The organism is Desulfoscipio geothermicus DSM 3669, from assembly GCF_900115975.1.
Taxonomy (GTDB): Bacteria; Bacillota; Desulfotomaculia; order Desulfotomaculales; family Desulfallaceae; genus Desulfoscipio; species Desulfoscipio geothermicus.
Map to the genome: position 1 here is coordinate 16,628 of NZ_FOYM01000016.1, position 23,433 is coordinate 40,060.

Annotated in this window: 25 protein-coding genes; 19 read left to right on the top strand and 6 right to left on the bottom strand. The window is 54.2% G+C overall.

The window, feature by feature from the left end:
* Positions 1-5: 5 nt before the first annotated feature.
* From feoB to BM299_RS10620, 3 genes are all read right to left on the bottom strand, one after another.
* Complete coding sequence (gene feoB / locus BM299_RS10610; protein ID WP_092483807.1) at positions 6-1,979, bottom strand: ferrous iron transport protein B; 1,974 nt, start codon at positions 1,977-1,979, stop codon at positions 6-8.
* Between the two features lie 42 nt (positions 1,980-2,021).
* Positions 2,022-2,240 carry a FeoA family protein gene (locus BM299_RS10615; RefSeq protein WP_092483809.1) on the bottom strand — a complete coding sequence of 73 codons (219 nt, stop codon included), beginning with the start codon at positions 2,238-2,240 and terminating at the stop codon, positions 2,022-2,024.
* 314 nt (positions 2,241-2,554) lie between these two features.
* Entirely contained in the window at positions 2,555-3,709 is a 1,155-nt protein-coding gene (locus BM299_RS10620; protein ID WP_092483811.1) for a methyl-accepting chemotaxis protein, read from the bottom strand.
* A gap of 166 nt (positions 3,710-3,875) precedes the next feature.
* On the opposite strand from BM299_RS10620, the gene BM299_RS10625 reads away from it, so the two are divergent.
* From BM299_RS10625 to BM299_RS10680, 12 genes are all read left to right on the top strand, one after another.
* Positions 3,876-5,183: a bifunctional folylpolyglutamate synthase/dihydrofolate synthase gene (locus BM299_RS10625; RefSeq protein ID WP_092483813.1), complete on the top strand. Its 1,308-nt coding sequence runs from the start codon at positions 3,876-3,878 to the stop codon at positions 5,181-5,183.
* A 177-nt stretch (positions 5,184-5,360) separates the two neighbouring features.
* Positions 5,361-6,365 carry a sodium:calcium antiporter gene (locus BM299_RS10630; protein WP_092483815.1) on the top strand — a complete coding sequence of 335 codons (1,005 nt, stop codon included), beginning with the start codon at positions 5,361-5,363 and terminating at the stop codon, positions 6,363-6,365.
* Positions 6,366-6,436: 71 nt separating this feature from the next.
* On the top strand, positions 6,437-6,901 hold the full coding sequence (locus BM299_RS10635) for a RidA family protein (protein WP_092483817.1): 465 nt from the start codon (positions 6,437-6,439) through the stop codon (positions 6,899-6,901).
* Positions 6,902-6,996: 95 nt separating this feature from the next.
* On the top strand, positions 6,997-7,254 hold the full coding sequence (locus tag BM299_RS10640; protein ID WP_092483819.1) for a DUF4321 domain-containing protein: 258 nt from the start codon (positions 6,997-6,999) through the stop codon (positions 7,252-7,254).
* Positions 7,255-7,300: 46 nt separating this feature from the next.
* Positions 7,301-7,894, top strand: a complete 594-nt coding sequence (locus tag BM299_RS10645) for a Maf family protein (RefSeq protein WP_245779731.1) — start codon at positions 7,301-7,303, stop codon at positions 7,892-7,894.
* A gap of 5 nt (positions 7,895-7,899) precedes the next feature.
* Positions 7,900-8,595 carry a RadC family protein gene (gene radC, locus BM299_RS10650; RefSeq protein ID WP_281246367.1) on the top strand — a complete coding sequence of 232 codons (696 nt, stop codon included), beginning with the start codon at positions 7,900-7,902 and terminating at the stop codon, positions 8,593-8,595.
* A gap of 28 nt (positions 8,596-8,623) precedes the next feature.
* Complete coding sequence (locus tag BM299_RS10655; protein ID WP_092483823.1) at positions 8,624-9,655, top strand: rod shape-determining protein; 1,032 nt, start codon at positions 8,624-8,626, stop codon at positions 9,653-9,655.
* A gap of 30 nt (positions 9,656-9,685) precedes the next feature.
* Positions 9,686-10,534 (top strand): rod shape-determining protein MreC, encoded by an 849-nt coding sequence (mreC, locus tag BM299_RS10660; RefSeq protein ID WP_092483936.1) that lies wholly within the window; start codon positions 9,686-9,688, stop codon positions 10,532-10,534.
* A gap of 3 nt (positions 10,535-10,537) precedes the next feature.
* Positions 10,538-11,038: a rod shape-determining protein MreD gene (gene mreD / locus BM299_RS10665; protein ID WP_092483825.1), complete on the top strand. Its 501-nt coding sequence runs from the start codon at positions 10,538-10,540 to the stop codon at positions 11,036-11,038.
* A gap of 17 nt (positions 11,039-11,055) precedes the next feature.
* The gene (mrdA, locus tag BM299_RS10670; protein ID WP_092483827.1) at positions 11,056-13,893 is read left to right on the top strand and encodes a penicillin-binding protein 2; all 2,838 of its coding nucleotides are present in this window, start codon (positions 11,056-11,058) and stop codon (positions 13,891-13,893) included.
* Between the two features lie 52 nt (positions 13,894-13,945).
* Positions 13,946-14,260 (top strand): ArsR/SmtB family transcription factor, encoded by a 315-nt coding sequence (locus tag BM299_RS10675; protein WP_092483829.1) that lies wholly within the window; start codon positions 13,946-13,948, stop codon positions 14,258-14,260.
* 51 nt (positions 14,261-14,311) lie between these two features.
* Positions 14,312-15,136 (top strand): arsenite methyltransferase, encoded by an 825-nt coding sequence (locus tag BM299_RS10680; protein ID WP_092483831.1) that lies wholly within the window; start codon positions 14,312-14,314, stop codon positions 15,134-15,136.
* 48 nt (positions 15,137-15,184) lie between these two features.
* Here BM299_RS10680 and BM299_RS10685 read toward each other — a convergent pair whose 3' ends face one another.
* Genes BM299_RS10685 through BM299_RS10695 form a run of 3 tightly spaced genes read right to left on the bottom strand, consistent with a single transcriptional unit; the run spans position 15,185 to position 16,985 of the window.
* Positions 15,185-15,508 (bottom strand): carboxymuconolactone decarboxylase family protein, encoded by a 324-nt coding sequence (locus tag BM299_RS10685; protein WP_092483833.1) that lies wholly within the window; start codon positions 15,506-15,508, stop codon positions 15,185-15,187.
* Between the two features lie 26 nt (positions 15,509-15,534).
* On the bottom strand, positions 15,535-15,777 hold the full coding sequence (locus BM299_RS10690) for a thioredoxin family protein (protein WP_092483835.1): 243 nt from the start codon (positions 15,775-15,777) through the stop codon (positions 15,535-15,537).
* A 35-nt stretch (positions 15,778-15,812) separates the two neighbouring features.
* Entirely contained in the window at positions 15,813-16,985 is a 1,173-nt protein-coding gene (locus tag BM299_RS10695; protein WP_092483837.1) for a permease, read from the bottom strand.
* 403 nt (positions 16,986-17,388) lie between these two features.
* On the opposite strand from BM299_RS10695, the gene minC reads away from it, so the two are divergent.
* The 7 genes from minC (at position 17,389) to BM299_RS10730 (ending at position 23,267) form a co-directional block, all read left to right on the top strand.
* Entirely contained in the window at positions 17,389-17,742 is a 354-nt protein-coding gene (gene minC, locus BM299_RS10700; RefSeq protein ID WP_092483938.1) for a septum site-determining protein MinC, read from the top strand.
* Positions 17,743-17,790: 48 nt separating this feature from the next.
* Positions 17,791-18,585: a septum site-determining protein MinD gene (gene minD / locus BM299_RS10705; RefSeq protein WP_092483839.1), complete on the top strand. Its 795-nt coding sequence runs from the start codon at positions 17,791-17,793 to the stop codon at positions 18,583-18,585.
* 21 nt (positions 18,586-18,606) lie between these two features.
* Complete coding sequence (gene minE, locus BM299_RS10710) at positions 18,607-18,888, top strand: cell division topological specificity factor MinE (protein WP_092483841.1); 282 nt, start codon at positions 18,607-18,609, stop codon at positions 18,886-18,888.
* A 139-nt stretch (positions 18,889-19,027) separates the two neighbouring features.
* Entirely contained in the window at positions 19,028-20,221 is a 1,194-nt protein-coding gene (gene rodA, locus BM299_RS10715; RefSeq protein ID WP_092483843.1) for a rod shape-determining protein RodA, read from the top strand.
* A 521-nt stretch (positions 20,222-20,742) separates the two neighbouring features.
* On the top strand, positions 20,743-21,393 hold the full coding sequence (locus BM299_RS10720) for a carboxypeptidase-like regulatory domain-containing protein (RefSeq protein ID WP_165608272.1): 651 nt from the start codon (positions 20,743-20,745) through the stop codon (positions 21,391-21,393).
* 205 nt (positions 21,394-21,598) lie between these two features.
* On the top strand, positions 21,599-22,378 hold the full coding sequence (locus BM299_RS10725; protein WP_165608273.1) for a murein hydrolase activator EnvC family protein: 780 nt from the start codon (positions 21,599-21,601) through the stop codon (positions 22,376-22,378).
* A gap of 13 nt (positions 22,379-22,391) precedes the next feature.
* Positions 22,392-23,267 carry a M50 family metallopeptidase gene (locus BM299_RS10730; RefSeq protein ID WP_092483849.1) on the top strand — a complete coding sequence of 292 codons (876 nt, stop codon included), beginning with the start codon at positions 22,392-22,394 and terminating at the stop codon, positions 23,265-23,267.
* Positions 23,268-23,433 lie beyond the last annotated feature (166 nt).

Sequence of the window (23,433 nt, forward strand, 5' to 3'; positions counted from 1 at the left end):
ATCTTTCAACACCCGGCACCGGAGTTTTTCGGTTTCTTGGCAAAGCGGCAGGTTAGCAATACTGCCAGGGCCAGCGTGACAAAGGCGGCGATGATCAGGGGGATGCCCCGTGCGGCGTTGCCGTTGCCGAAGATGCCGGACAGTTGCGCCACCAGGCCGCCGATGGTAAAGGCGATCACCCAGGTGCCGGCCCACATCAGGGCGGCTTCCTTGCGGCCCCGCTCTTTAAAGATGACCAGGATGGAAGCGATGCAGGGCACAAACAGGGTGATGGTGATCAGCGATATCACGGTGGCCATGGGGGTCAGGGCCATGTCGGTCAGGCCGGCGGCCCCGAAGTCGCGGCGCACAATGCCCATGATAAAGGCCGTGGCGGTTTCCGGCGGCAGATTCAGCCAGCCGACGGTCACCGGGGCCAGTAAATTCTGCAGCATGGTCAAAATGCCCGTTACCTGGAATATACTGATGATCAGCGCCCCCAGGGCAAACAAGGGGGTGGCCTCCTTCAGGAACATGTAGGACTTGGTGGCGGTTTTCCGCAGCACATTGTCCATCCGGGGCAGACGCAGCGGCGGCAGGTCGATCAACAATTCCGCAGATTTGCCCGGCAGCAGGGTGTTTAAAACAGTGCCTACGATGACGAGCACGGTCAGGATGACCAGGGCGTACAGAACGGCATACTGCGGGCCGACGCCGGCCAGCAGCCCGGCGATCACTCCCAGCTGGGCCGAGCAGGGGATGGCCAGTCCCAGCAGGAAGATGGTGATTCTCCTTTCCCGCTCGGAACTCAACAGCCGGGTGGTGATGCTGGCCATGGTGACGCAGCCGAACCCTAAAATCATCGGGATTACGGCCCGCCCGTTCAGGCCGATGCCGGTGAGCAACCTGTCCACCAGCGTGGCGATGCGCGGCAGGTAACCGGAGTCTTCAAATAATGACAGGAAAAAGTAAAATCCCACCACCAGCGGCATCAACAGGCCGAGCACATAGGTGACCGTCATGGTCAGCACGCCGAATTCACCGATTAAAATGGTGCCCGGGGTGCTGTTTTCCGCAATAAACTGCCCCACAAAACCCCGCACTGCCGGCTCATACTTGCCGATCATGATGGTTTCCTCGGTAACGCCGACCACCGCCCCGGCGATAAATACCCCGATTACCTGGTACATGGCCCATAATGCCAGGGCCAGCATGGGGATGCCGGTGGCGGGCTTGATCATCCAGCGGCCCAAAATGCTGCTTATGTTGGCCCCCCTGCTGGTTTCTTTGACTACGTGACCGGTAATGTCATTTACCCGCTCCCGGCGGCTTAAGTAAATCTCTTCCCGTTCTCCGCCGGGCTCCAGGCCGTGGCGACCGGCCACCACCGGGTCGCCCTCCAGTACCAGCAGCGCTTCTGCCTGACTGCCCACCCGGTCCACCAGGCGGGTGAGTTTTTGCTGCAGCCCGGCGTCAATGTTGCCAGGCCGGGCTGCAGCCAGCGCCTTCTTAACCCGGTCAAGCCCCTGCTTACGCACCGCTACGGTCGGGATAACCGGTACTCCCAGCAGGTCGCTCAGTAGATCCACATCTATTTCAATACCCTGTTTCTGTGCCTCGTCCACCATGTTTAAAGCCACCACCACCGGGACCCCGGTGTCAATGATTTGCTGGGTCAAAAACAGGTCCCTTTCCAGATGCACGGCGTTGACAATGTTGATTACCGTATCGGCGGACAGGATAATATCCCGGGCGATGCGTTCTTCGTCGTTAAACGATGAAATTCCGTAAACTCCCGGGGTGTCGATGATGACATCGCTGCCGAACCGCCCGTGGGATATTTCCAGGGTGGTCCCCGGGTAGTTGGAGACGTCTACATATAAGCCGGTAAAGTGATTGAAGAAAACCGATTTTCCGGCATTGGGGTTACCGGCCAGCACGATCTTTCGGGCGCCTGCCGGAATATCCATTTTCAGGCCTGTGTTATGGCAATGGGCCATTTGATATTCACCGCCTTATAAGAATAATGGTAAATGGTAAGGTTAATTGAGCGCTACGCTGATTCTGTTGGCCAGGCCCCGGCCGATGGCAATTTCCTGCTTGTTTTTGCGCAGTACAATGGGGCCGGCGGGCACTACTTCTTCGCAGAGCACTATCGCTCCCTCGGCGATGCCGAAGCGGATGGCCTGGGCCCGGATCATCTCGTCCGGAATGGATAAAATTTTAATATGCTGTCCTTTTTTAACCCGATCCAGGGTCATGGTAAAGCACCTCCAATATGTAGTTGGCAGTTCGAAAATGATAATCTTTATCACTAACTAATTAAAATGAAAACCGTTAGCTGATAACGATTTTCACTTTCATTATAGACATTGTATTTATGCGTGTCAATATTTTTTGGGAATAGTTTTTTGTGCTGGTTTTCTGATACTATCAACTAATATATTACAAGGGATTTTTGCAAATGACATCGAATTAAACTGTTGGTTCACAACTGGACACAAAACTGGACACAAAAATATCACCGGCTGTTTTCGGATTAAAGTGCCGGAAGGCGCACATAATGGGGACTGATTTAGTGCGCGCCTTTGGTGTTGTTTTCGTTGCCGAAGTGCCAGATGTCAGCTACTTGTTTCAAGCTTAGCGCGCTTCTGGTCAGTTCCTGGGCCACGGCGGCTGTTTCCTGGGAACTGGCTGCCGCCTGCTGAGCCACAGCGGCGATGGCCTGGGCACCGCCCAGCATTTCATCGGTGGATTCGGCTTGTTCCCTGGCGACCCGGGAGATATTATCCACCAGAATACCGGTTTCATCCAGGGTTTTATTTATTTCGTGGAAAATTTCCTCGGCTTCCCGCGAACAGGAAAGGCCGGTTTGCACCGCTTGCACGGTATCGGCCACGGCGGAAGAAATTTCGTTGACTATCTGGGCCACCTCCTTGGTGGCCTTTTCCGAGCTTTCCGCCAGGTTGCGCACTTCTTCGGCCACAACGGCGAAGCCGCGCCCTTGTTCCCCGGCCCGGGCAGCTTCAATGGCGGCGTTGAGCGCAAGCAGGTTGGTTTGGGAAGCGATGTCCTGGATCACTTCCAAAAATTTAACGATGTTGGTGGCACTCCGGCTCAAGTGTGCAAATTTCTGTTCCAGCAGGGTCATTTCGTGCAATACCTTTTGCACGGCGGCGCTGCCCCGGCCGGTGGTGGCGGCGGCGTTGCGGGCGGCTTTTTCGGCTTCGGCGGCCTGGCGCGCACAATCCCCGGCCTGTCCGGCCAGTTTTTCAATGGAGCTTAACAATTTGGTGACCTGCTCGGCCTGGTCCTGGCTGCCCGTGCTGACCTGTTCGGTGCCGGCGGTAATTTGTTCGGCGGCCCGGTCAAGGGTGACGCTGGTATCCTTGACCAAGGCGAACCATTTGTGCACCCCTTTTAAAATTCTACGGATATTATTGATTAAAAGGTTAAACTCTCCCCAGCCGTAATTTTTTTGTTCAATGTGGCCGGTCAAATCCCCCCGGATGGCTTTTTCGGTATTGGCCAGAATGTGCTGCAGGTCTTGATGTAACCGGCTGAACAGGTAATAACTTAAAGCCGCTGCCATTAACAGCCCCATCAGGCCCCCGCCAACCAGGCCGGTTGCGGTTTTGCCGGTGAACCACCACCCACCGCAGGCGGCGCCCAGGGTGAGCATGCTGAAAAGCGCGGTAACCATGGTCATCTGTGCCCGAAGTGTTTGCATGTTTTTTTTTCCTCCCGATTCAGATTGTTAATAATAAAATTAGACAGAAAATTTGGAATAACCTGCCGGTAAATCTTTTTTTCTTGCTAGAAAGCCGATAGTATAGGAGAATAAAAAAGGACGTCGAAATAAATCTTATTACTTGCCCCGAAAGAGGTGACAATCATTGCATTACCAGGAGGCCATGGAATACCTGCAGAATTTAACCAAGTTCGGCATGAATTTCGGGTTGGGGCGGATTACCGAATTGCTGCGGCGGATCGGCAACCCGCACCGGCAGATCAAGACGATACATATCGGCGGGACCAACGGCAAAGGTTCCACCACGGCGATGGTGGCCGGCGTTCTGCATAGCGCGGGATATCGGGTTGGCACCTTCACCTCTCCGCACCTGCACTCGTACACCGAGCGTTACCGGATCAACGGCCGGGAAATTGAGCCGGACCGGGTGGCCGGGCTGATTGCGCGCCTGCGTCCCCACCTGGAGGCCATGGTGCAAGAAGGATTTGAACATCCCACGGAATTTGAAGTGAGCACGGCCATGGCGTTTTGCTATTTCCTGGAGGAAAAGGTGGACTATCTGGTGCTGGAAGTGGGGTTGGGCGGCTCCATTGACTCCACCAACGTGGTCGACCCCATAATTTCCGTAATAACCAACGTGGCCATGGATCACATGGATTACCTTGGTAACACCCTGGTGGAAATCGCCCGGGTTAAAGCGGGGATAATCAAGCCGGGCGTGCCGGTAGTTACCGCGGCCGCCAAGCCCGAGGTGTTGGAAATAATCAAGGAAACCTGCCGGGAAAAAGGGTGCCCGCTGGTTCAGTTGGGCCGGGATGTTCGCTGGGCCTGCGGCGAACACTCGCTGCGCGGGCAATTTTTCGATTATTGCGGCCTGGACCGGAATCTGTCGCAGTTATGGATTCCCTTGATCGGTCGGCACCAGGTCAGCAATGCCGCCACCGCCTTGGCGACGCTGGAGGTTCTGTCCGGTCGGGGAGTGCATTTGCCGGAAAGGGCTTTGCGGGAAGGATTGCGAAATACGGTGTGGCCCGCGCGGCTGGAACTGATCGGCGACAGCCCGCCTGTATTAATAGACGGGGCGCATAATTACGACGGGGCCCGCAGCCTGCGGCAGGCACTGGATGAATATTTTCCGGAGTATAACGTCATCATGGTGTTGGGTATGCTGGGCGACAAGGAGCGGGCCCGGGTGGTGGCCGAACTGGCGCCCCGTTCCCGGCATGTGGTGATAACCAGGCCCAACAGCCCCCGGGCGGGGGACTGGCAGCAGATGGCCGGAGAAGCGCGCCGCTACGTTGCCCGTGTGGATACCGTTGAAAATATCGAAAAAGCGGTGCTGGCCGGCATGCAACTGGCCCGGGAAGGCGACCTGGTGTGTGTCACGGGCTCCCTGTATATGGTGGCCGAAGCCCGGGAAGTGGTGCTACGGGCCAACAACCGGCCGGTTTAGCCCCGGATTGGCATTGGTTCCTATGCAATGATGTGCGTAAAAATGCGTATAATAAACATAATGTCTACCACCTGCGGAAAATTTGTTGACGCGACGAACTTTTTGCGTTAGACTTGAACGGAAAAAAGTACCATCCTTGTTTAACGCCAAGTTATCCAACGCTGGAGTGAGCAAAATTTGCGAGATATAGCCATTTTAATCATCAGCTTGGGGATTATCCTGATCAGCGCCGGGTTTTTTACCAACGGCGTGGAGTGGTTGGGTAAAAAAATGAACCTCTCCGAAGGGGCTGTGGGCAGCGTGCTGGCTGCCGTGGGCACTGCATTGCCTGAAACCATCATTCCCCTTATCGCCATATTTTTCGGAGCCGGTGAAGCGGGCCATGAGATAGGTATCGGAGCCATTCTGGGTGCTCCTTTCATGCTGGGCACCCTGGCGCTTTTCCTGAGCGGGGGGGCGGTGCTGATGTTCCGCAGCCGGCGCGCGGACAACTACCCCCGCATTGAGCCCGACCCCCACGTATTAAAAAGGGATTTGGGATTTTTTTTGCTGGTGTACACCATAGCCATATCCGCCTCCTTTATGAACCAGGCGTTGAAAGTGGCTGTCATTATCGGGCTGATCGGAGCCTACATATATTACGTTTATAAGACTTTTACCGAAGGGGCCGGATTCAACGAAGAATGTGAAATGGACCCGCTGCTCTTGTGTCGCCGTCATGAGGATCCGCCGTTGTTTATGGTTATATCCCAGGTATTGCTGGCCTTTGTCGGTATAGTTGCGGGCGCCAAATATTTTGTCGGGGGGATTGAACACCTGTCCTCCAGCCTGGGCGCTTCACCCCTGGTTATTGCGCTGCTTATAGCACCGATCGCCACAGAAATGCCGGAAAAGTTCAACAGCGTAATCTGGTTGTCACAGCGCAAGGACACCCTGGCCCTGGGCAATATTACCGGAGCCATGGTTTTCCAAAGTTCCGTGATTCCGGCCGTGGGTATAGCGCTTACCCCGTGGCAGCTCAATTCGGTGGCTCTTTTAAGCGCTGCGCTGGCCATCTTGTCTGCGCTGGTGGTCTATATTTTGGTGCGCGTGCGCGGTTACCTGGACAGCCGGGTGATTGTTTGCACCGGCGGGTTGTTTTACGGGGGCTATGTTTACGCCATTGCCCGGGGGTTGGTTTAATGTACGGGGAACAACCGGCCCCGATTTACTTGGAGGATTTTTCAAGATGATTTTTGGAGGTGCTTGTTTTAATGAAGCCCGCGGAAAAAATTGCTGCGCTGGGGATCAAGTTGCCGCCGGTGCCGCGCCCGGTGGCGGCTTATGCGCCGGGTGTGCTGGTGGACGGCCTGGTTTATGTTTCCGGGCAACTGCCCTTTGAAGAAGGGAAGCTGCGTTATGCCGGCAAGGTGGGCGGTGATCTGACGGCGGAAGAGGGGTATGCCGCCGCCCGTATCTGCGCGGTGAACTGTCTGACCGTGGCTGCCGACCTGGCCGGAGGTATCGACCGTATTGAGCGGGTAGTCAAGGCAACCGGTTATGTTAACAGCGCCCCCGGTTTTACCGGGCAGCCGGCGGTGATCAACGGGGCATCGGAACTTTTAAAAGAAATTTTCGGCTCCCGGGGCGTGCATGCCCGGGCTGCGGTGGGGGTCGGCGAACTGCCCCTGAACGCGGCGGTGGAAGTGGAAATGATTATAAAAGTTTTAACAGATTAAAATTTTTGCAAAACAGCCATTGGACAAGAAGATATGATACAATTATTATGTGTGTTATTAGCCGAGCAGGTACTTACAAGAGTCGGGGTGGTTAAATGAGCAGAGTTCATCGGGGGGGCAAGAGCCCCTGGGTGCTTTTGTTGTTGTTGCTGGCCGGCGGGCTGGCCGGCAGCGCGCTTTCCGGCACCCTGGCGCAGAGTTTTCCGTTTCTGGCAGCTACCGGCAAAATCGGCCTGCAGCCGGCAACGCTGAATTTACACTTTATGCAGTTGACCTTCGGGGCAACCGTGGACATGGGACCGGTAACCGCCCTGGGGCTGGTATTGGGTTACCTGATTTATCGTAAGATTTAACTTAATTAATCACCAGGTCCACGGTATCTGCGCAATGCTAGGAGGAATGTTCTTGCCCACCATATACCTGGCCTCGTCGTCACCCAGGCGGCGGGATTTGCTGAACCAGATTAACTTGCCTCATATTGTAATCGCCACGGATGTTGACGAAAGCCTACCCGGGGAGATGCCGCCCGCCGAACAGGTAATGGAACTTTCCCGGCGCAAAGCCAGGGCTGCGGCCAGGCAACTGGCGGTCGGGGTAATCATTGCCGCCGATACCGTTGTGGTGCTGAATAATGAAGTGCTGGGCAAACCGGAAAACGAGGCGGATGCGCTGGCCATACTGGAGCGGTTGCAGGGGGCGACCCACGAGGTGTATACCGGCCTGACGGTGCTGGAACTGCCGGGTGAACGGGTGTTGACTGATTTTGAACGCACAACGGTAAAAATGCGCGAAGCAGACCGTGCGGAATTGATGCGTTATGTGCAAAGCGGCGAGCCGCTGGACAAGGCCGGGGCGTACGGTATACAGGGATTGGCGTCTGTATTTGTCGAGGGTATTCGCGGTTGTTACTTTAACGTGGTAGGACTTCCAATTACCAGATTGGTCTTAATGTTGAAAAAAATGGATATTGACGTTTCCGCGTACTGGAGGTAATATTATTGGGTTCTCCGGGTTATCGCGTTGCTATAAAGGACATGCCCGCCCGGTTGCGTCCCCGGGAAAGGTTGCTTGCCCAAGGGCCGGAATTTTTATCGGATATAGAGCTTTTGGCCATCATGCTGCGCACGGGGTCGGCCGAGGCCAGTGCGGTGGAACTGGCTACGGCGCTGCTTGGTCATTTCGGCGGCCTAAAACAGTTGCTGGGCGCTTCGACGGAAGAACTGGGCGCCTTTAAGGGCATCGGTCCGGCCAAGGTGGCCCAGATCAGGGCCGCCCTGGAACTGGGGCGCCGGGTGGCCATGGCCAGGGCCTGGGACATGCCTTCCATCAGGTCGCCGGAAAACGCCGCCGCCCTGGTAATGGAGGAAATGCGCCATCTGGATCGGGAACATTTCTGGGCGCTGCTTTTAAATACCAAGAACCAGGTGCTGGCCAGGGAAACAATTTCCATTGGCACGTTAAATTCGTCCGCCATTCACCCGCGGGAATTGTTCAAGGCGGCCATCAGGCGCAGCGCCGCCGGCGTCATCCTGGTGCACAATCACCCCAGCGGTGACCCCACGCCCAGCCGGCAGGACATTGAGGCGACCAAGCGTTTGATCGAAGCGGGTAATATTATCGGCATTGAAGTCTTAGATCACCTGGTTATCGGAGATAATAAGTTTATTAGTTTCAAGGCCGAGGGCCTTTTGTGAAACAATCGCACAGAGAGGGGCCTTTAGTATGCGATTAGGGATTTTTTCCAAAGATATGGGCATTGACCTGGGTACGGCAAACTCCCTGGTTTATGTAAAGGGCAAGGGGATTGTGCTGCGGGAGCCGTCCGTGGTGGCTATCCAGCGGGACAACAGTCAGGTGCTGGCGGTGGGCGAGGAGGCCAAGCAGATGATCGGCCGCACCCCCGGCAACATCATAGCCATTCGACCGATGAAGGACGGCGTCATTGCCGACTTCGACGTCACCCAGAGCATGATAAAATATTTCATAAGCAAGGCGCTGCGGGGCCGGGCATTTTTAATCAGGCCCCGGGTGGTGGTGTCCGTGCCCTCCGGCGTAACCGCCGTGGAGGAACGGGCGGTCCGAGAGGCGGCGCTGCAGGCCGGCGCCCGCGAGGCTTACCTGATTGAGGAGCCCATGGCGGCTTCCATCGGGGCCGGTTTGCCGGTGCACGAGCCCACGGGCAACATGATTGTGGACATCGGCGGCGGCACCACGGAGGTGGCCGTTATATCCCTGGGCGGTATCGTAACCAGCCGCTCCATTCGCATTGCCGGCGATGAGATGGACGACGCCATTATTCAACATGTCAAGAAAACCTACAACCTGATGATCGGCGAGCGCACCGCCGAGGAAATCAAAATAGAAATCGGCACCGCTTACCCGACCGACGGTATGGAAACTTACGAAGTGCGCGGGCGGGACCTGGTAAGCGGCCTGCCCAAGACCATTGAGATCACTTCGGAGGAAATATACAAGGCCCTTTCCGAACCCGTTTCCAGCATCCTGGAAGCCATCAAGAACACCCTGGAATTGACCCCGCCGGAACTGGCGGCGGATATCATGGACCGGGGCATCGTAATGGCCGGCGGGGGCTCGCTGCTGCGCGGTCTGGACCGGCTGGTCAGCGAACAAACGGGCATGCCGGTACACCTGGCGGACGAGCCGCTGCTGGCTGTGGCTTACGGCACCGGGCGCGTGCTGGAAAATATAGATATTTTGCGCAAAGTAATTATTCAGCCCAAAAAATTGGCATAAAAATTAAGGTGTGCATGCCGTGTGTCCCGTATGTCAGGTGGTAAGAGATTAATTTTTCTGGCTGTTTTATTGATTGTTATTTTGGTGGGCCTGCATTATTCCGCGGGTAACGTGGACCGGTTGACGCCCCTGGAATCCGCCTTGCGGGAAACGCTGGCCCCGGTGCAGCGGTTGGCGATGGTTGCCGGGCGGGAGGTCAGCGGCTTTGTGTCTGCACCGGCCAGGTTGATTAAAGTCTCCCGGCGTAACCAAGCGCTGGAGGAACGTGTTGAAGAGCTGGAGGGGAAGCTGGCGCAGTACGGGGAGATCAAGGAAGAAAATGCGCGTCTGAAAGAGCTGCTGGCTTTCAAGACCAACCTGGCCTCGCAACTGACCACCGAGGCGGCGGCGGTGATCGGCCGTACCCCCGGCAACTGGTTTGGCAGTATCATTATTAACAAAGGTGCCAAAGACGGCATTCGTCGCGATATGACAGTTATCACGCCCGCCGGGCTGGTTGGCCGGGTGATGAGGGTTTCCGACAGCACCGCCGAAGTGTTGCTCATCACTGACCCGCGCAGCGGGGTGGGCGGCCTGGTGCAAGAAACGCGCGCTCCCGGGATTGTTGAAGGCGTAGCCGGCGGACGGGGAGTTTTGCAAATGGTGCATATACCCAACGACCTGGCGCCTGACAAAGGGCACGGAATCATAACATCCGGGTTCGGCAGTGTTTTTCCCAAGGGGATTCCGGTGGGCACCGTTACTGAAGTGCGCCGGGAAAGATCGGGCCTTTTTAAGATGGCGCTGGTTAAATCAGCCGTGGATTTTAACCGTTTGGAGGAGGTACTGGTAATTACGTCGGTTAATCCGGGCGGGAGCGACAATTCCCGGGGGGGTTAAATATTGCGTTCACTGTATTTTTTGCTGCTGGTGCTGGGAGCGCTGATCCTGCAGGTTACGGCTTTGCATTTCATTGTGGTGCTCGGCGTTAAACCGGACCTGGTTTTAATTCTGGTTATTTTAAACGGCTTCCTCCGGGGTACCCGGGAGGGGGCTTTTTTGGGTTTTGTAGGGGGTATTTTGCAAGATCTGGTGAGCGGCGGGTATTTTGGCATGCATGCTCTAACGAATATGTTTGCGGGGTATCTGGCCGGCCTGGGCGAAGGCCGTCTTTACCGGGACAACCGGGTTATCGCCGCCGGGCTCAGCGGTTTTTGCACCCTGGGGGCGCAACTGGTTTATTATTTGTTGCTGGAGCTGGTTGGCGTGCAGGTGCCCGTGTTGACGGCGTTGGTCAGTATTATCATTCCGCTGGGCGTATACAATGCGCTGGTGGCACTGGTCATCTACGGGTGGTATTATCGCTCTCACCAGCGCGGCATGTTGCGGGGCAGGGAAATTTAAATTGAAAGGGCGGCAGAATGAAACGAAAACTGGTTGAATATAAAATGAAATTCGTGCTGGGCGCGGTAATGCTGGTGCTGTTGGTGCTGCTGGCCAAAATATCCTACCTGCAGCTGGTGCAGACCGAAGAATACCGTACCATGGCCCGGAACAACTATATCCGTATTGTGCCGGTTTTTGCCCCGCGGGGGGAAATATTTGACCGGGACGGGGAAAAAATTGTCACTAACCGGCCTATTTACACCGTATCCATCAACGATTTGAACTTACAGGGCACCGCTTACCACCTCTACCTGGACCGTACCGGAGCCGACGCCGTGCGTATGGCCGATACTCTGGCCTGGATACTGGCCGGCGATGAGGAAGCGGTATTATATTTCGAGCAAATAAGTGACCAGGAGTTGGTGATTGGTGATAATTTCACCGAGGCTGAAGCCTATACGGTTAAAAAGAAATTTATCGAGGAAACTATCAAGGACCGCATAAGCGGCAACAAAGTCAAACTGGAAACAGGCAAACCCCTGGAAATAGCTGTGGCTTATCATCCAGAAACGGTCAAAACTTTGCGCCGGCAGGACCTGGCCTCCTTTGGCGTGAGGATGGAAAAGGAAACGGATGAACTGAGCAAGCTGGTGGCTATGCTGTTTGATGCGGGCGTATTTGAAGATGAAACCCCTTACGAGGTGGAATCACGGGTGCGGCAAAACATCCGGGACAAGAAATGGTACAGGCCCTATGAGCCGGTGCTGGTGGCGGAAGATATTCCGCCCCAGATGGTGGTGGCATTGCGTGAAAAGCAAATGGACCTGCCCGGAGTGGTGGTTGATATCAAGCCTACCCGGGCCTATCCCCACAAAGAACTGCTCAGCCACGTACTGGGTTACGTGCAGAACATCAATGCCGAGCAGTACCGGGAGCATAAAGATGAAGGTTATTTAATGAACGACCTGTTCGGGCAAAACGGCCTGGAAAAGGTTTATGAAAAATACCTGCGCGGCGAGCACGGCGCCCGGCAGGTGGAGGTGGACGCCAGCAGCCGCCCGGTGCGCGATTTGGGCATGAAGCAGCCGGTGCCCGGCAACGATCTGGTGCTGACTGTTGACCTGGAATTGCAAAAGGCGGCGGAACAGGCGCTGGCGGACGGGGTAAAACGGGCCCAGCAGGCGGGTTACGTTTATTCCAAGGGCGGTGCGGCGGTGGTGATGGATGTGAACACCGGGGCTGTCCTGGCCATGGCCAGTTACCCGGGGTTTGAGCCGCAGCTTTTTGAAGGGGGGCTGTCCGAAACTCAATACCGGGAGCTGCAGGAATCAAAGGCGCTGATGAACCGCGCCATCACCGGCTTATATCCCCCGGGGTCAACATTTAAGATGGTGACGGCGGCGGCCATACTGGAAAATAAGGTCGTGGATCCCGAATATAAAATGCCCGACCCGGGTTATTTCATGTTAGGCAAAGGGCGTTTCCGGGACTGGAAGCCCGGCGGGCACGGTTCGGTTGACCTACGTGAGGCCCTGGAAGTTTCGTGTGACACATATTTTTACAAATTCGGGCTGCAGGTCGGGGTAAATGCCATTGCCCATTACGCCCGGGAATTCGGGCTTGGGGAAAAAACCGGCATTAATTTGCCCGGGGAAATGGGCGGCGCGGTACCTACCCCGCAATACAAATATGATAAGGAAAAGTCTTTCCTGGTTTGGACGCATAAAGATTTTGCCCGGGTTCGCGAACTGAATGAAGCAATTGATAATGCTGATACCGAAGAGCAAAAGCAGCAATTAAGGCGCTTGCGGGATAAAGAACTGGAAAAACAGCTGAAGAAATTCGAGTGGAATTTGAACTGGCATGCCTACGATACGGTGAACATGTCCACCGGACAGGGTTACAATATGTACACGCCGCTGCAGTTGGCTGCATACGTAACGGCCATAGCCAACGGGGGTATCCTGTATCGCCCTTACCTGGTGGATAAGATTGTTTCCCCGGACGGCAAGGTGGTTAAAGAATTCGCGCCCAAAGTCAGGCAAAAGGTGGATATTAAACCGGATAACCTGCAGATTATCCGGGAAGGGATGCACATGGTGACCTTACCGCCGGCCGGCACCGCGGCTGCGGTTTTTGCCGGGGCCAAGTATACGGCGGCGGCTAAAACGGGTACAGCGGAAAACGAAAAGGGAGAAGGTAACGCCCACGCCCTGTTTGTGTCCTTCGCGCCCTATGAAAAACCCGAAGTGGCAGTGGCTGTGGTGTTGGAGTACGGCCATTCCGGCAGCGGTTACGCCGGACCCATTGCCCGGCAGATCCTGGACGCTTACTTTGCCGGGCAGGAACCGGTCGAACCCGGTGACGCGACGGCACAGAAACCGGGTGACGCCACGACCGGCGTGGAAACGCCGGACCGGGCGGAAACTGAACAGGCTGACAATCCGGTAGATTGGGCGGCTATACCGTCTTTAAACTGGCCGGGCTGGGAGCCGGAACCCGGTCCCGAAACGACCGGCCCGGCATCCCGGCCGGCGATGCCGGGAGCCGGGGAACACGCGCAGCCGGCCTCGCCGGCACAAACCACAGTACGGCCCGAAGTGCCGGCCGGGCAGTCACGGCGGGTGGTTGTTCCTGCTGAGCGGCAACCTGCCCCTGCAACTGCTCCCGCGCCCGAGGCGGTACCCGGCCTACCGGTGCAGCAGTCTGAGCCGCAGCAAGCCCACCCGGCCCCGTCGATACCGGACCGGGTGCCGGAGCAGAACCTGCCGCCGCAAACGCCCGCACCGCTGCAGGGCGCGCAGGAACAACCGGCCCCGCCGCCGGCCGGGCCGGAAGAACAGGCGGAAAACCGGCAAAATATTGATGAGTAAGGTTTTGAAACACCAGCTTGCATGTATCAAAAATATTTGATACAATGACAACATGTTGGATGCTGTAAGAATTGCCAAAGCGCTGAGTGATCCGGTAAGGTACCAAATTCTACTGATGCTGGCTCGAAGCCAAAAAGAATGTTGTCCGGTTCCGGGAGCCCGGGACCAAAGGCCGGGATTGTGCAACTGTGAGATCATGGCTGAGTTGGGCCTTATCCAATCCCGCGTGTCATATCATATGAAAGAGCTGGCGGAGGCGGGCTTGGTTACCGAAGAGCCCAGGGGCAAATGGAAGATGTACTATATCAATCAAAAAACTTTAACTGGTTTCACCCAGCTGTTGAAGTCAGATTTTAATCTTAAATAATTTTTTTTATAATTACAAATCAAAAAAAATTGATATGAACGGAGGTAGAAAATGAAAGAAAATATTCGGGAAGTAGTCAGGCAAAAATACGCCCGGGCCATTACCGGGAAAAGCAGTTGCTGCGGGGGGAACAGCTGCTGCGGGGGCGGCTCGGAGCAGGTTGACATGATTACGGGTGACCTGTACAGTGCCGGTGAAATTGACGGCCTGCCCCGGGATATGGTGGCGACTTCCTTTGGCTGCGGCAACCCCACGGCACTGGCTGAGCTGCGTCCCGGTGAAGTAGTGCTGGATTTGGGCAGCGGGGCGGGGTTGGACGTGCTGCTGTCGGCCCGCCGGGTCGGCCCTGGCGGCAAGGCTTACGGGCTGGACATGACCGGAGAAATGCTGGAACGGGCCAGAGCCAACCAGAAGCGGGCCGGAATCAACAATGTGGAATTTCTGCAGGGACATATCGAGTCCATACCCCTGCCTGGCGAGAGCGTGGATGTGATTATTTCCAATTGCGTCATAAACCTGTCCGCCGATAAAGACCGGGTTTTGAGGGAAGCGTACCGGGTATTGAAACCGGGCGGCAGGTTTGCAGTATCAGATATTGTACTTACAAGGGAACTGCCTCTTAAAGTGCGGCAGGATTTGCTGGCCTGGGCCGGGTGTGTCGCGGGTGCTTTGCGGGAAGAGGAATACCGTGACAAGCTTGCTAGTGCCGGTTTCAAAGAAGTAGATGTGCAGGTGACCAGAGTTTATGATTTTAACAGCCCCGGGGCGGAGAATATTTTACCCGGTTTATCCGAGCCCGAGCTCCGCGAATTGAACGGTGCTGTTGTCAGTGCCTTCATACGCGCCCGAAAGCCGGTTATGAACCCGTCAACATGACGGGTTCATAACCGGGTACTCCCCCCGGCGGCACCTTATGCTAAAAAGTTATTTCTGACAATCACAGCTGATATTGCCGGCAATAATTTCTTGCCAGTCTCCGATTACATCATGGGTCCAGCAGTCGTCTGCGCCTGCCGCTTCCCGCATAACCAGGGCCAGGATGTAAGCAAGTTCCTGTACTGTTGCTCCGGCTTCCAGCGCGCCTTTAAAATGCTTGAGCACGCAAGGTTTGGACCTGGCTTTAATGGAAAGGGCAAAGCAGATAAATTGATATGTTTTTTCATCGATCATTCTTTTCTCTTGATATAAGGAGTCTATTTCGTCAAGTTTTTCGGCAAACTCCGGGAAGAATTCCGCCAGCATACGCATGGTTACAAAACCTCCTTAATATGCGGTTATTTTCGTTCCTGCTCGATGTATTTTTGCACTTCGCTTTTGCTTAAAACCTTGCCGGTTGATTTGATCTTGCCGTTGATTATCAAACCCGGCGTCAGCATGATCCCGTGGGCGGCAATTTCTTTGATGCCGGTTATTTTTTTGACCTCGGCGACAATGCCTGTTTCAGCTAAAACTTCCCGCACGGTTTTTTCCAGGGTATGGCACTTAGGGCATCCGGGTCCCAATACTTTGATTTCCACAAGTATACACCTTCCTTCTCGGTTTACTTAATCAATTAACTTACTATTGAGCCGAAAATGAATCCCGACAGAGTGGACATGACAACTACCAGTGAAATATATATTAATGTTTTTTGGGTACCCATGATGGTTTTAATTGTAATCATGCTGGGCAGGCTGAGCGCCGGCCCGGCCAACAGCAATGCAAGCGCCGGTCCCTTGCCCATGCCGCTGCCGATTAATCCTTGCAAAATGGGCACTTCAGTCAAGGTGGCAAAGTACATGAATGCTCCAAGGACGGAGGCTATCAGGTTGGCACTTAAAGAATTGCCGCCCACCAAACCGGATACATATGAACTGGGTATTATACCGGCGTCCAAGCCGGGTCTGCCCATTAAAAATCCTGCCGCCAGAACCCCGGCCAGCAATAAAGGAAAGATTTGCTTTACGAAACTCCAGGTGGAATCCGTCCACATGACAAGCTCTTCTTTATTAAACCACAGCTTGACGATAACACCCAGTATAACCAGGAATAAAGCTGCAATATACCAGTGTACTTCGTAAACCGCGTTAAAAAATCCTACCGGCTGAGATGGTTTGCCCCAGGCTGCGAAGATTAAAAATAATATCATGGTTCCAAAAAAGATTGCGTACTGCGGGAGCGTTCGGCTGTTTTCGTCGGCATCAGGCAAATCCAGGGCGGTTTTTTCTTTCTCTTTTTCTTCCTTTAAAAATAGAAAATGCATGATCAAGCCGATGATTATGGAGAAAAAAACTGCTCCCACAGCCCGGGCCGCACCCAGGTCGGGGCCCAGTATCCTGGCTGTTAGAATAATGGCCAAAATATTTATGGCCGGTCCTGAATACAGAAACGCCGTTGCGGGGCCGATGCCGGCGCCGCGAGTATAAATGCCCGCGAACAGCGGCAGGACAGTACAGGAACAGACGGCCAGGACGCTGCCTGACACCGAGGCCACGCCGTAGGATAATATTTTGTTCGCGCCTGTACCGAAATATTTCAAAACAGATGCCTGTGATATAAATACTGCTATGGCTCCGGCAATGAAAAATGCCGGTATAAGACAGGCCAGCACGTGCTGCTGCGCGTAATCCTGGAGCATGAAGAACGCTTCAAGAATGGCCGACTGCACTCTTTGATTGCCGAGGGGCAGATAAAAGGCGGTTAAAAAAACCGCCACTATGATGGCCAGTTTTTTTCTTTCACTCACAACTATCAGCTTCTTTCTCAGAAGGTATAAACCGGGTGTTGCTTTTCGACCGGCTTTGTTGCCGCGTACCGTCTGCAAGTGCTTTTAAAATTTCTAAGTTATTTTTAATTTAAACACCTCCTTATATAAACATATTTAAATTTGCTTATATAATAAGACTGTATGTTTCTGTCTGTCAATAGAAAATTTAAAATTGCTGGCGTAAATTCCACACGGAAAAAAGCTCTTTGTTTTTAGTTTTTTAGCAGGATTTGGTTATTGGTCGTAGAAATAATAAAACGTAATGGCATCTGCAAATTAATCATATGATTGAACTTTGTCTCGCAGGGAGGAGTAGAGCGTGGCTCCGGATTGGACTGGCGGTAATCTGGTGCATTTCCCCGGCAAGGGGGAAGCTGGCGATATGATGGACGATAATACTATTCTGGTGCAGCGCACCGTGCGTTCCGGCCAGTCGATAAGGTTTGACGGCAACGTGGTTGTTTTGGGAGATGTTAATCCCGGCGGGGAGGTGGTGGCGACCGGCAATGTGGTGGTGATGGGCAATTTGCGCGGCGTGGTGCACGCCGGCGCCGGCGGAAATGAAAAGGCGGCGGTATATGCTTTTCGCATGCAGCCCACCCAGTTGCGTATCGCCAATCATATAACCCGCGCTCCGGACGGGGAGGAGCCCGGTTCGCCCGTTCCCGAAATTGCCAGAATAAAAGATGGGATGGTGATTATCGAGGCCTTTATACCAGGTCCGGAACGTCAGTAATGACTTTAACGCCAATGTAAAAGCATAATAAGGGAGGAAATAAATCTTATGGGAGAAGTGATTGTTGTTACTTCCGGCAAGGGAGGGGTGGGTAAAACCACCACCACCGCCAACCTGGGCGCCGGTTTGGCCTCGTTGGGAAGTCGGGTGTGCTTGATTGACGCTGACATCGGCCTGCGCAACCTGGATGTGGTCATGGGCCTGGAAAACCGCATCGTTTATGATTTGGTGGATGTCACCAGCGGTAACTGCCATTTCCGGAAAGCTCTGATCAAGGATAAGCGCTTTGAAAACCTGTTTTTGTTGCCGGCCGCCCAGACCAAGGACAAGACCGCGGTCAGTCCCGAGCAGATGAAAACTCTCTGTGAGGAAATAAAGGACGAGTTTGATTATGTAATCGTTGATTGCCCGGCCGGTATTGAGCAGGGGTTCCGCAATGCCATAGCCGGGGCGAACCAGGCGGTGGTGGTTACCACCCCGGAAGTGTCGGCGGTGCGGGACGCGGACCGGATCATCGGCCTCTTGGAAAAGGAAGACCTGCGGGAGCCCAAATTGGTAATTAACCGGATGCGTTTTCAAATGGTTAAACACGGGGACATGATGAGTATTGACGATATTATTGAGATTCTGGCCGTGGACCTGTTGGGAGTGGTGCCTGAAGACGAGCTGGTGGTGGTGAGTACCAACCGGGGCGAAATGGTGGTAATGAACAACGCTTCGCGTTCCGGGCAGGCTTATCGTAATATTGTGCGCAGGATTAAGGGTGAAGAGGTGCCCATGATGGATCTTGAGGAAAACAGCGGTCTTTTTAACAGGTTACGCCGGATGATCGGCCTGAAGTAAAAAAAGAAGGGAGGAGGCGCTGTGCTGGATTTTATCAACCGCATTTTCGGCCGGGAAAACCATTCCAGCAGGAACGTGGCCAAGGAAAGATTGCGCCTGGTGCTGGTGCATGATCGCGCCGGTGTTTCACCGGAACTGCTGCAGGCTTTGAAGGCCGAATTGATTCAAGTTATTTCCAATTACATGGAAATTGATGAGCAAGCCCTGGAAGTTTCGCTGGACAGCAGTGAAAACCAGGTGGCGCTGGTGGCCAACATACCGGTAAAGAGGATGAAAAGAAGGTTTCAAACCGAAAGCGCGTAATGGTTGAAAACATGCTCATAAGGATAAGTCCGGTAAATTATGTTACCGGCTTTTTTTGTTTTGACGCCTGTTATATAATTGAATACGTGGCGCGTATTTTACTTAAATCAATTAACCGCAAGGCAAGGCGGTGGTTTTTTTGGGAACCAGACGACTTTTCAAAAACCTTGATTTTACCTTGATCGGGGTTACCGGGGTAATCATCATGTTCGGCCTGGTAATCATCGGCAGTGCCAGCACCGACTACGGGTGGTGGATGCGTCTCGGGCTGGATATTGACAAGCTGCAGGAGGCCAATATTCTGCAGCGTTTGCTGTGGATGAAAAAAGAATATGTTTTCAAACAGGCTGTCTGGGCCTTGCTTGGTGCCGGAGTTGCCGCAGCGGTTGTTTATATCCCCTACGAAGATTGGCGTAAATACACCAGGCACTTGTATGTTATAAACCTACTCATGCTCGGGGCGGTGCTGGTGTTGGGACATACGGCCATGGGGGCGCAGCGCTGGATTAACATCGGGCCGTTTGTATTTCAACCGTCGGAGTTCGCCAAGTTGATTATCATTATCACCCTGGCCGATTTTCTGGCCAAAAGGGAAGGAAGACTCCGCAATTTCAAGGAATTGTTGCCCACCTTCATTTTTGTGGGGGTGCCCTTGATATTTATTTTGATGCAGCCCGACCTGGGCACTTCCCTGGTATTTATAGCCATTTTGTTCGGCATGCTGTTTACCGCCAGTTCCAAGCCCTGGCTGGTTTCCGGTCTTTTTGGCGCGGGAGTGGCCGGGGCGGTCGGCCTGGTCTGGGCGCACCTCAAATTCGGCACCTGGATTCCCCTGCACGATTACCAGTTGAAAAGACTTACCATATTTCTGGACCCCTGGTCGGATATCCAGGGGGCCGGCTACCACGTTATTCAGTCTCAAATAGCCATTGGTTCCAGCGGTTTATGGGGCAAGGGGCTGATGCGCGGGACCCAGAGCTTTCTGGAATTTTTGCCTATCAGGCATACGGACTTTATTTTCTCCGTACTGGCTGAAGAGACAGGCTTTCTGGGTGCCACCCTGATGTTGGTTTTATTTGGTATATTTTTATACCGGGGCGTGCGGATTGCCATAGAATCCAAGGATACATTCGGCACGCTGCTGGCGGTGGGGGTGGTGAGCATGTTTACCTTCCACATACTGGTCAATGTGGGTATGACCATTGCCATCATGCCCATAACCGGCCTGCCGTTACCCCTGTTCAGTTACGGGGGCAGCAGCATGATCACCAACATGGCCGCCATAGGCGTACTGCTCAATATTTACCTGCGCAGGCAAAAGATAATTTTTTAGAATAAAAAGGGGACAGGCTACTTTTTCGTTTTTTGAAAAAGTTGCCTGTCCCCTTTTTATTCTCTTTTTCGTTTTTTGAAAAAGTTGCCCAGGTACCGTAAAAGGGGACAGACTTTCATGTCGCTGTTGCGACACCATCAGAGGGTGAAAAGCGTGCAGGTCGGGTTGTTCCCCGCTGCGCTTGCAAATCTCCGCGTCGACGGGACTAAGGTTCGCTTCGGGCCGAATTTGGCGGTCCTGCATATTGCGCAGAACGGGTAGTTATACTGAGTCATTTATTAACAATAGCTTTCTCTTTTCAAACTATGCCAGTGGTTTCTGCGCGATTCGTCCCGCCAATTCGGCAGCCTCAGCTTCACCAAGTCCCGTTACCGACGCTCCGATACATCACTTGCGGGGAACAACCCGCCCCGCACCCAATATACCTTTTACAGCCTGTCCCCTTTTTTTTGCATGTATCAGCGGCGTATCTTTTACAAATTATAACTTTGATGATAATTTAAGATTTTATGGAGGCCTATATGGGTAAAGAAAATACCGTGCGCCAGGTAGCGAAAAAAGAATACAACTGGTACGGATCCGTCGGGGTGCCGGTGGGGGTGTATAATGTCAATGTACTGGCTCGGGTGGAGAGCATTCGCCCGCAGCTTTTGGAAAATTCGGTGTTGCGGGTGGGTGTGTTGGTGCGCCTGTTTGTTATATTGCCGAAAAACGGTGTGGAACCGGACCATGACCTGGCCTGCAAGAAAATTACCAAGGACATAGATACTACCTTTTTTGTGCAGCTACGGCGTGTGCAGGATTTTGAGAACATAGTTTCCATTCATCACCGGATCAGCGTGGATAAAGTGAGTGTCCGCATGGGGCGCGTATCCGTGGTGGGGACCCTCGGGTTGGATGTGACATACCTGGGCTATGTAATCCTGGAAGGTATGGTAAGTGAATTCCCAAGGAATACCCCGGTGCGGGGGGCCGCCGTGCATGTAAAGGAATTGGACGGCGGGGAGGTGCTGCATTCCACGACCACGGATAAAAACGGTCAGTATGTTTTTAATGAAATCGATCCGGGCACCTACCGGGTGATCGTGGAAGCCGAGGGTTACGAAGGAGGTGAGGATGTGGCGGTAGTGATGCTGCATGATGAGGTTAATTTTATTCTGCACCGGACATAAGCTTGTCATATTTGTCCACCCCCTGAAATATATATAGCATAGCGACATGAAAGCCGATGAAAGCCGCGTGGGATTTGTGCATGAAGACAAGCATAGCCCGCGCGCTTTTATATCATAACATTACTATAATTCCGGTGCGGTCAAGTAATTTGGCGATTGCGCACCGGATGCAGCAGCCAAAATGCTTTTTTGGGGGGGAAGTATCTTGAAATGGGGCAGGTTACCACGCGGGGAAAAACGGAACAAATACGGAGCTGATGAATGGGCAAGCTATTATGAATCCGTCACCGGGCGGCGGCCGGGATATTCGCCGGCCAGGCGCAAAAGCAGGCGGAGCGGTGTTTTCCGCATCACTGCCGTACTGGTTATACTGACGGTGTTGATGGTGGCGCGCCAGTACCCGCACCCCGTGGGGGACCAGGTACGCGATAATCTGCGCCACATGTTGACCGCGGAATGGGATTTTGGGCCGCTGATTAATAAATCGGTGCTCCTGGCCGCCCAATTAGTTAACTGGGACAATCCCGTTATGCCGCCTTCTCCCGGCGTGGATGGCGACACGAAGCCCGTTGCAGGGTCGGACTTGACGAAAGCGGAGCTTTATGTGCCTGTTTCGGGCAAGGTGGTTGAAGAATTCGGCTGGGTACAATCTTCTGTGGATGGCATGGAGAGATATCATGCCGGAATTGATATCAGCGCCCCGCCGGGGGCGAGCGTGGCCGCTGCCATGGACGGTCAGGTGGAAAGAATCTCCCGGGATAAAGAGCTGGGACAGTATATTTTAATCAATCACGGCGAGGGAACCTATACTTTGTACGGTGGAGTTGACGACGTCGCTGTGGTGGAGGGACAGACGGTCCGGGCGGGCCAGGAGATTGCCGTAGTGGGCGAGGGGGAAGTGCCCGGCGGCGGCCTGCATTTTGAGCTGCGTGAAAACGGCAAACTGGTGGACCCGCTGACGCGCCTGCAGGTGAAAGGGAATTGACGGGGGTGCGGGAATGCGTTTGGGACGTTTAATGGGGGTTGAGCTTTATTTAAACCCCTTCTTTATGGCCTTGCTGGCCCTGTTTTTCGTAGCCGGGGTTCTGGGCCGGGGGCTCGTGGCCTTCGGCGTGGTGCTGGTGCATGAAATGGCCCACGCGCTGGCGGCCCGGCGACTGGGGGTTACATTGGACGACGTGGAGCTTTTGCCCTTCGGTGGGGTGGCCCGGGCGGGCGCCGAACTGGCGGTGGACCCGGTGCGGGAAATATACATTGCCGTGGCCGGGCCGGCCAGTAACCTGATCATGCTCGGCATGGGAGTGGCGGCAAAAAATTACGGGCTCTGGCATACTGACCTGGGTCCGTTTTTTTTGCAATGTAATTTGCTGGTGGCGGCGTTCAACTTGTTGCCCGCGCTGCCCCTGGACGGCGGGCGGATATACCGGGCCTGTCTGTCCGGCCGGGTGGGGATCAGGCTGGCCACGTACCGGGCGGCCCGGCTGGGGCAGTTTTGGGCCGTGATAATTGCCGTTGCCGGTGCGCTGGGCATGTGGGCCGGCTACTGCGGGCTGGACATTCCGGTGACGGCGCTTTTTCTTTTTTACGCGGCCACCCGGGAGCAAAAGACGGCCCCGTACCTGTTCATGCAGCTTGTCATGCGCAAGCAGGAAGAAATGGCCCGGGAAGGGGTGCTGCCAGCCAACTGGTTGGCGGCCATGGAATACGTGCCCCTGGGGCAGTTGGTGCGCCCCTTTGTGCCCCGCCGTTTTCACCTGGTGACGGTGCTGGACCGCCAGGGACGGTTCCGGGGCACGGTAACGGAAACGATCGTTATTGATGCCCTTTTACACCGGGGCGCGGATGTTCCGGTGGGCGAACTGCTGGAAGGGTGAGATTGCAGAATACAGAATTCAGAATTTAGAATTTAGAATGAAAAACATAATAAATCCTATCTCCTGAATTCTGAATTCTGACTTCTGTATTCTTATACAAATGTGTCTTTTGTCGGAAATCGGGTAAAATAAAAGTAGATAATCCGGTAATCGCTTGATTTTTTTA

Bases quoted from the DNA above. Each gene is read 5' to 3' on its own strand.
- feoB (WP_092483807.1), bottom strand. From the start codon at position 1,979: ATGGCCCATTGCCATAACACAGGCCTGAAAATGGATATTCCGGCAGGC.
- BM299_RS10615 (WP_092483809.1), bottom strand. From the start codon at position 2,240: ATGACCCTGGATCGGGTTAAAAAAGGACAGCATATTAAAATTTTATCC.
- BM299_RS10620 (WP_092483811.1), bottom strand. From the start codon at position 3,709: ATGCAAACACTTCGGGCACAGATGACCATGGTTACCGCGCTTTTCAGC.
- BM299_RS10635 (WP_092483817.1), top strand. From the start codon at position 6,437: ATGAAGCCCGCGGAAAAAATTGCTGCGCTGGGGATCAAGTTGCCGCCG.
- BM299_RS10640 (WP_092483819.1), top strand. From the start codon at position 6,997: ATGAGCAGAGTTCATCGGGGGGGCAAGAGCCCCTGGGTGCTTTTGTTG.
- BM299_RS10645 (WP_245779731.1), top strand. From the start codon at position 7,301: ATGTTCTTGCCCACCATATACCTGGCCTCGTCGTCACCCAGGCGGCGG.
- BM299_RS10655 (WP_092483823.1), top strand. From the start codon at position 8,624: ATGCGATTAGGGATTTTTTCCAAAGATATGGGCATTGACCTGGGTACG.
- mreC (WP_092483936.1), top strand. From the start codon at position 9,686: ATGTCAGGTGGTAAGAGATTAATTTTTCTGGCTGTTTTATTGATTGTT.
- mrdA (WP_092483827.1), top strand. From the start codon at position 11,056: ATGAAACGAAAACTGGTTGAATATAAAATGAAATTCGTGCTGGGCGCG.
- BM299_RS10675 (WP_092483829.1), top strand. From the start codon at position 13,946: ATGTTGGATGCTGTAAGAATTGCCAAAGCGCTGAGTGATCCGGTAAGG.
- BM299_RS10680 (WP_092483831.1), top strand. From the start codon at position 14,312: ATGAAAGAAAATATTCGGGAAGTAGTCAGGCAAAAATACGCCCGGGCC.
- BM299_RS10685 (WP_092483833.1), bottom strand. From the start codon at position 15,508: ATGCGTATGCTGGCGGAATTCTTCCCGGAGTTTGCCGAAAAACTTGAC.
- minC (WP_092483938.1), top strand. From the start codon at position 17,389: ATGATGGACGATAATACTATTCTGGTGCAGCGCACCGTGCGTTCCGGC.
- minD (WP_092483839.1), top strand. From the start codon at position 17,791: ATGGGAGAAGTGATTGTTGTTACTTCCGGCAAGGGAGGGGTGGGTAAA.
- BM299_RS10720 (WP_165608272.1), top strand. From the start codon at position 20,743: ATGGGTAAAGAAAATACCGTGCGCCAGGTAGCGAAAAAAGAATACAAC.
- BM299_RS10730 (WP_092483849.1), top strand. From the start codon at position 22,392: ATGCGTTTGGGACGTTTAATGGGGGTTGAGCTTTATTTAAACCCCTTC.